The sequence below is a fragment of the Bradyrhizobium sp. UFLA06-06 genome, assembly GCF_054820065.1.
On record NZ_JADFUD010000051.1, the window covers coordinates 48,417 to 54,855 of the forward strand.

7 protein-coding genes are annotated in these 6,439 nt (G+C 57.4%); 4 read left to right on the plus strand and 3 right to left on the minus strand.

Going from position 1 to position 6,439, the window contains the following annotated elements; all coding sequences use genetic code 11:
• Positions 1–164 precede the first annotated feature (164 nt).
• Positions 165–554: a hypothetical protein gene (locus IF803_RS31765; protein ID WP_461194780.1), complete on the minus strand. Its 390-nt coding sequence runs from the start codon at positions 552–554 to the stop codon at positions 165–167.
• 170 nt (positions 555–724) lie between these two features.
• Positions 725–958, minus strand: coding sequence for a LuxR C-terminal-related transcriptional regulator (locus IF803_RS31770; RefSeq protein WP_080687064.1), 234 nt, complete (start codon positions 956–958; stop codon positions 725–727).
• A gap of 790 nt (positions 959–1,748) precedes the next feature.
• On the opposite strand from IF803_RS31770, the gene IF803_RS31775 reads away from it, so the two are divergent.
• Together IF803_RS31775 and IF803_RS31780 are read left to right on the plus strand one after the other, a co-directional pair.
• Positions 1,749–1,883, plus strand: a complete 135-nt coding sequence (locus IF803_RS31775) for a hypothetical protein (RefSeq protein ID WP_259244931.1) — start codon at positions 1,749–1,751, stop codon at positions 1,881–1,883.
• A 415-nt stretch (positions 1,884–2,298) separates the two neighbouring features.
• Positions 2,299–2,541 (plus strand): hypothetical protein, encoded by a 243-nt coding sequence (locus IF803_RS31780; protein ID WP_461194782.1) that lies wholly within the window; start codon positions 2,299–2,301, stop codon positions 2,539–2,541.
• Here IF803_RS31780 and IF803_RS31785 read toward each other — a convergent pair.
• Positions 2,538–2,675, minus strand: a complete 138-nt coding sequence (locus tag IF803_RS31785; protein WP_155258918.1) for a hypothetical protein — start codon at positions 2,673–2,675, stop codon at positions 2,538–2,540. The genes IF803_RS31780 and IF803_RS31785 overlap by 4 nt on opposite strands.
• Before the next feature lie 649 nt (positions 2,676–3,324).
• Between IF803_RS31785 and IF803_RS31790 the strand changes: the two genes are divergently transcribed.
• Together IF803_RS31790 and IF803_RS31795 are read left to right on the plus strand one after the other, a co-directional pair.
• A complete protein-coding gene (locus tag IF803_RS31790; RefSeq protein ID WP_155258917.1) occupies positions 3,325–3,570 on the plus strand; it encodes a hypothetical protein in 246 nt (81 codons plus the stop codon).
• Between the two features lie 815 nt (positions 3,571–4,385).
• Positions 4,386–5,438, plus strand: a complete 1,053-nt coding sequence (locus tag IF803_RS31795; RefSeq protein ID WP_028345445.1) for an NAD(P)-dependent alcohol dehydrogenase — start codon at positions 4,386–4,388, stop codon at positions 5,436–5,438.
• The last annotated feature ends 1,001 nt before the right edge of the window (positions 5,439–6,439 follow it).

The following is a 6,439-nucleotide window of genomic DNA, read 5'->3' on the forward strand; positions in this document are numbered from 1 at the left end:
CAGCAGGTCGGCCTCAAGGCTGCTTTACCTTGCCGTTACGCAACCCGCCTTCGACATTCGTGATATGCTTGTTTTACCTCTCGCCATCCCGCCTCATCGCTTTCCGAAGGATCGTGAAGGTTTTCCGGTTTGCGGACTTGCTTTGAATCGACGATCAAGCTCACTCATATCTCGTCCAGCTCATCGCCTGGCTTATGACGCTCCTGGAGCAAGCTCTCGAAGTTGACCGTATCGACCAGTGCTCCTTCGCAGTAGGTAACTCCGTCGATCTCTACGGTTTCTTCGACGACGGGAAGGGCTGAACACGCACATAAGCTGGATGCGCTGATAGGCACTTTGTACTCTTTCCCATCGACCTTCTTGTTCTCATCGACCTTCTTGGGCATTGGGCGGTTGGAAAACAACGCGAGTTTATGCTCATCGAGATTCCAGGCGTTGTGGAATATGAATGGCTTTTCGGGTCTTCCCAGCGCGTCGAAATTTATGCGCTTCATAAACTGGCTGTGTGGATAGTTGATCCTGGAGAGGCCGGTGACTTGGGACAGATACATCATTGACGTGAGATTACGAACGAAAGGATTTGGTGCCAGCACCTGATTGAGAACCCATCTGTTTACGTCTCCCTCATCCGGGCTCGTGAACTTCTTCCCGCCGTCCGTGAGGCGGCCTTACGATTGAGCGGCCCCAGCAACTTTGGGGGCATGGGGGCCGTTGCTGGGGCCATCTACCGGGCCCGATGCACCGAGCCAGGTTTGCGAAAGACTACTGTAGGCCAACTAGTCAATCTTTCCGCCGCATCCACGATCTGAGCTTGAGAGTGGATTTGGAGCTTCCTGAGTAAGCGAAGGCGCTGGACCGATATCTGCGCTTCTGTCCCGCCGATCTGCGTGGCGATCTGAGTATCACGCCGCCCGAGAGCCATGCGCCTCAGGAGTTTCTTTTCACGCGGGCTCAGCATCGGCGTCGTCACGGCGCGAACATTGCAACACCGATGATGGCAAGCGGAGTCAGACCAAGGATTACAATGAAAACTCTTTCAAGTAGGTCACTGCCCATGACACAACCCCTGCGGTTGGGGTTGAAAACCTATTCCTGAATGCCTGATGGCCGCTAGTGCAATTTGTGCCACGGCAAACTGAGGCGGTCTTGCCGTCGGGTGCACTCATCTAGCACACGTAGGCTTTCCTGCAGTTCAGCCTGTAGCTCGCGGATCTGGTTGGCAGTCGGGCCATCAGCGAATTGTTCTGCTAACTGACGGCAGCGCGCCAGCTTCCGTTCGATTACCATTTTTTCCCGATCCAGCTCCATTCCTAGTAGATGTGGGAAGTGCGGATCGGTTCAACCTCGGAACTACGTTCACCCACGGAGAACGCCTGTAACAGTTCCGCTGTGGAGGGAGAACGGTTGGCGGACCATTAGAATTGCTAAGGGCAGAACTATTAGGCATGCCAACTCAGTAGTCCTACCGAGCGGGGATCGACACCCGTCCGTTAAGCATCCGGACGATTTGTTTACCTTTGATTCACGCAAGTTAATTGACTGGCTTACGCTTTGGTTCGATCATCCCCGCACTGGGCAGGGCGGTTTCATTAAGGACAACTTTTTGAGGCCCAGAGGGGCCAGCCCGATTACCGATAGCGGCGGCTCGGCAAGCAATGGGAATGAGGAACGGCCTCAGCACTGCCTCCAAGGGTGCTGGGGCCGTTTCTTTGGGGCACCCTCACTGACATCCATATCTAAATGCGGGAATGACGCTTCCCGGCGATCCTGCGAGCATGTTCAGTTTCGATCACATGAATGGTGTTGAATACGGCTTTCTCAGCTTCGCTGAAATGTCGTTCGTGGCGCTCATCGTCAGCGTAAGTTGGCTGCTGATCGGCTGAGCGTCCTACCTCTCGTGATGACATGACGACTTGGCCTCAGCGCGTAACCCCTCGCTGGGCCCGTTTCTCGTCGAGCGAATAGACTATCGCTGTAGGAACGTGCAGTTGGCAGCAGCGTTGCCGCGGTATGAAATGCCCACAATGCTGCAAGCCAATGACGGTGCGATCCGAAAAGGGCTTTATCTGTGAGCCGTGCCGCGAGTTCATTTCGTCTTTACCGTGACGTCTAGCTTTAGGCCTTCCTCCCTATACGATCGATCCGCATCGTCCGGCTCTGAAGCCGATACCGTGAGAGCGAGTCCGCGCTAAGGTGGGTGGGCTCTGGGCTTGACCGACTTCTTGGGTCGAAGCTGGCACTGAACCGCTAGCTCTCGTGGGATTGAAGGTCGCGCCAACGAGCGCTGTAATCCTGCGCATGAAGAACGATTATCCCACCAAGATCACGTTCGGCGAAATGCGCGAAACCGGCGCAACGCGGATCATCGTCTTCAGCAAGGACTACGGGTGCTCGCACAACGTCCAAATGGATGCCTCGAGGTGGCCTGATCAGGTGCGCATTTCCGATGTCGAGGCGCGGTTCGTCTGCACGGTTTGCGGCAAGCGCGGCTCGAACATTCGGTCGGCTGACGAGCCGCCAAGGATGGGAACAAGGCGCTAGTTTCCCATCGAACGCATAGCGTTATCGGTCATTTGCTTCCGATAGGCTGCGCGTGCGTTGAAACGGGCGCCAATGATCAAAGCGATCGGAATTCCGACCAGTACGAGAAAAGTCACGGTGCCGATCGTTGTCATCGTCTAGCTCCCGGTGATCCCCTTCGGGAACTCTGAATCAACTAGGAGTCGAGTGCAAGGGGCTAATTACCTACCGGTGCTCCCGTTCGGTCCGGGCTTTTTGCGGTGGAGAACACGGACGGGCGTCACCCTTGCCGCCCAAATATCTCGAGCCGAACTGATCGAGCCGCTTCGTGGAAATATCGTGCCTCCGCGATGCCGCCAGCGAGGAGACTCTCCGGCTTTACCAGATGGGTGTTGACGATACCGCGGCCGCAGAAGCCTTTGAGGGCGCCATGGATCGGCTGCGAATGATTTTCGCTCGCTTGATCACAATGCGCCCCACGACTATCGAGGGGATGCGGGCGACGGCCTCAGCGGTCCTCCATTTCGAATAGGACGGAAAACGTCGAGTTCACTGAAGGGGCCATCGAAGGCGCAGCCTTCGGCGTGCTTGTCGCCGGCCTGCTCGACAAGCCGCTTCCGGATCGTTTGCCCGACTGGGCCGCGGCCTGGATCTGAATCAACGAAAATTGGCCCGCCGGCCGTGGACCGGCGTCGGGCCCAGTCTCGACATCAAGTGCCCGTGAAATGTGAGGCCGTTCACACTCGATCATCGCGAGCTGGCATAACGCAAGGATGGGTGGCGACTCGGTGTCGGAGAATCGTGATGCCGTTTTTGAGCAGCCAAAGCTTGCCGTCAGCAGCCGCCGCTTCAGTGCTCAGTATTCTCGTCGTGGGAGTGGTCGCCTTTTCGGCTGTTAGTTATGTGGAGTGGTCATCGGGCGCTAATCTGATCCATTTTATGGGCCGGACTGCCCCGGATGCCTCAACGCCGGTTCTACCGCTCAAGGGACGAACAGGTTGCGAGCAGGGCAATAAGCCGCTGCCGGCGCTTTCTCTACCGCTCGAATGACGCCGACCTAAAGCGACAGCGCCATCTCCCAAGCCCTGTAGGGGCTCTTACGGCCTGCTGGCAACGTGCATCGGCGAAGTTGTGCCTGGCTCGGGCGCCCCCATGGTTGCCCATACGGCAATGCCGATGGCCAGCGCGAATAGCACGGCCTTTGTAGCAATCTTGTCGCCAGTCATATCGAGACGCCTCTCACGCATTAGCCTGGTAAACCTCAAAAATTACGCCGCCGGTCCCGAAATGGTTTGTCCCGGCGGCGCCCCGTCATTCCCAGCGCTAGGGCCCTGAAATTCCCCGCATCATCTCCTTAGCAGGCACGCGGAGTAACGGCTGTTGCCTAACTCACACAAGGTCCAAAAGAGGAGCCGACGCTCAGGGCCGGCGCGCCAGCTCCTCCGAAACGTGACCGTGCTTCCCCCAACGGTCCCGTCCCTCGGATAAGCCCGCGCGGATCTGCTTGCTGATTTGCTAACGACTCACCTGCATCCGCCGAGAATTATTTCGCAGGTCACCGGAGAGATGGCAGGACTCGAACCTGCAACCATGAGCGGCTGAATATCGATCTGCTTCGTTGATTTTGTTTCGTTTTCGTTCGATCTCGATCGCGCGGTTCGCTGATGTCGTTACTGGCGCAGTCAGCGAACCCGGAGCAGGCGCCTTCGTGCGGCGGCCTCCACAAGATGAGGGTTGAGTGTGGCCAATGATGGGCTCCAGCACGTCCCGCATCGCGCTGCAACAGCAATCGCGCTGGCACGAAAAATGCTGAGGCGCCCCCCGCGACGGCGAGCACAAGGTTCGCTGGGCAGACGGAGGAGACCATGAGAGCCCAAGTATTGAAAGCGTATGACGAGAAGCTGTCCAACGACCGTTGGGTCATCGAAGAAAACGTACCTGATCCCAAACTGACGAAATCGACCGACGTCATCGTCCGCATCGGTGGCGCGGGCGTATGCAGGACCGACCTCCACATCATCGAAGGTGTCTGGAAGCCGCACATGGATCCGTCCGGCGACAAGCTCCTCCCCATCATCATGGGTCACGAAAATGCAGGTTGGGTCGAGGAGGTCGGCAAGGAGGTCGAGGGACTGAAAAAGGGAGATCCCGTCATCGTTCATCCGAAGATCACTGGAGGGACGTGTCTCGCCTGTCGGCGCGGCTTCGACATGCATGGTCCCGGCACATTTCCGGGTCTGGATTGCAACGGCGGTTATGCAGAATTCCTATGCACCTCGGAACGGAATATCGTGCCGCTGCCACGGACGCTAGCGCCCAAGGAGGTGGCGCCTTACGCGGATGCTGGCCTCACAGCTTATCGCGCGGTCAAGAAAGCCACGCGTCACCTTTTGCCAGGTGAGTTCTGCGTCGTGATCGGTGCAGGTGGATTGGGTCACATCGCAATCCAGTGCCTCAAAGCAATGTGCGCCGCCGATATTATTGTGGTCGATAAGTCCGAAGCTTCGCTGAAGCTGGCTGAAAAGTCGGGCGCCGATCACCTGGTAGCGGCCGACGGCAACGAGGTGGCTGCCGTTCTGGCTCTGACCGCCGGAAACGGCGCGGAGGCGGTGATCGATTTCGTCGGAGAAAAGGGCACGACATCCAAGGGGCTGGCGATGACCCGTTCGATGGGCAGCTACTACGTTGTTGGCTACGGCGAGGATATCCGCATCCCGACCGTCGACATGGTGATTACAGAGAAGAACATTATCGGCAATCTCGTCGGCACATGGGCCGAGCTGACGGAATTGATGGCGCTCGCAGACCGCGGTCTGGTTGAGTTAGCAACCGCTGAGTATCGTCTCGCGGATGCAAACAAGGCCTTGCATGATCTCAATGCCGGGAAGATTCATGGACGTGCAGTTCTAATTCCGTGAACCCCAACCTGGTCCACCGCGAGCATTTGCTCGTGGTGGATTTCATGCGCCTGTAAGCCTGGCATTGCGAATAAATTCGCTTTCGATTGCGCTCGCCGGAGATGACTTTGAAGAAACCTTATCGAAGCGCTTTCTTGAGATCAGCGGGAAGCAGCCAGTCGATCCAAATTCACTCCAAGCATCCCGGATATACTGCCCATGTTGCATTGCAAACGCCGGGCCCGGGGAATCCCAACTACAGGTCGCAGAGAGTCTCAATTTGCATCTTTGTCGCAATTTGCGTCCCGGACGCTCTCAAGTCGAGGGACACGGTATCCAGGATCGCCGGTGATCACTTCGCTTAGGAAACGACGGTCGGAAGAATTCGACGGTCTGGCACGGCCGTTGCACGAACCATGCGCAGGCACCAGCGAAGCGCATTGACCGGTTTAGAGAAATGCTGGAGCCGTCTGCAAGACGCTTCGTTGGTTCCTGGTCGGCTGAATTGGGGTGGGCGATTGCCAGTGAGATCGTTTCTTCGCATTGAAAGGCGCCACATGAGGTTCATTCTGGTGAATGGCGTGACGCTGCGCCCGAGGACCCTATGTATGCTTTGTTGTGAACCAATCGGCGCGAGCTATCTCAAGGAATTCAGCACCGGGCTGTCGTTCTGCGGTCATGACTGCTACGCGCTTTACTGCGACCGCTGGGTCTCCGGGGTAGCGCAGACAAAGCGCTCAACCGTTGCGGAGACCTCCCGCTAGTTCGCGCGTGCGCGTGGGGGAAGCGGTCCGGCGCAGTGCTTCGGGCTAAAGACCCGGTAGTCCCGAAAGGTCGCTGTATCCAACCTGCGGTCGCTACCGATTCAGACGAAGCAGTACCATTATCCAAGCGCGCTTCTCTTTTGCGCTGCGAACATTGCTGCGCACACCAATGCCTTTGCGCGGTCGAGATTCTCATTCTGCAATTTCCTCTGCAATTCTCGTCGCAATCTGCATCTCCTTCAACCGCAAGCCGGGCGA

Bases quoted from the DNA above. Each gene is read 5' to 3' on its own strand.
- IF803_RS31780 (WP_461194782.1), top strand. From the start codon at position 2,299: ATGAAGAACGATTATCCCACCAAGATCACGTTCGGCGAAATGCGCGAA.
- IF803_RS31795 (WP_028345445.1), top strand. From the start codon at position 4,386: ATGAGAGCCCAAGTATTGAAAGCGTATGACGAGAAGCTGTCCAACGAC.
- IF803_RS31765 (WP_461194780.1), bottom strand. From the start codon at position 554: ATGATGTATCTGTCCCAAGTCACCGGCCTCTCCAGGATCAACTATCCA.
- IF803_RS31790 (WP_155258917.1), top strand. From the start codon at position 3,325: ATGCCGTTTTTGAGCAGCCAAAGCTTGCCGTCAGCAGCCGCCGCTTCA.
- IF803_RS31785 (WP_155258918.1), bottom strand. From the start codon at position 2,675: ATGACAACGATCGGCACCGTGACTTTTCTCGTACTGGTCGGAATTCCG.
- IF803_RS31775 (WP_259244931.1), top strand. From the start codon at position 1,749: ATGACGCTTCCCGGCGATCCTGCGAGCATGTTCAGTTTCGATCACATG.
- IF803_RS31770 (WP_080687064.1), bottom strand. From the start codon at position 958: ATGCTGAGCCCGCGTGAAAAGAAACTCCTGAGGCGCATGGCTCTCGGG.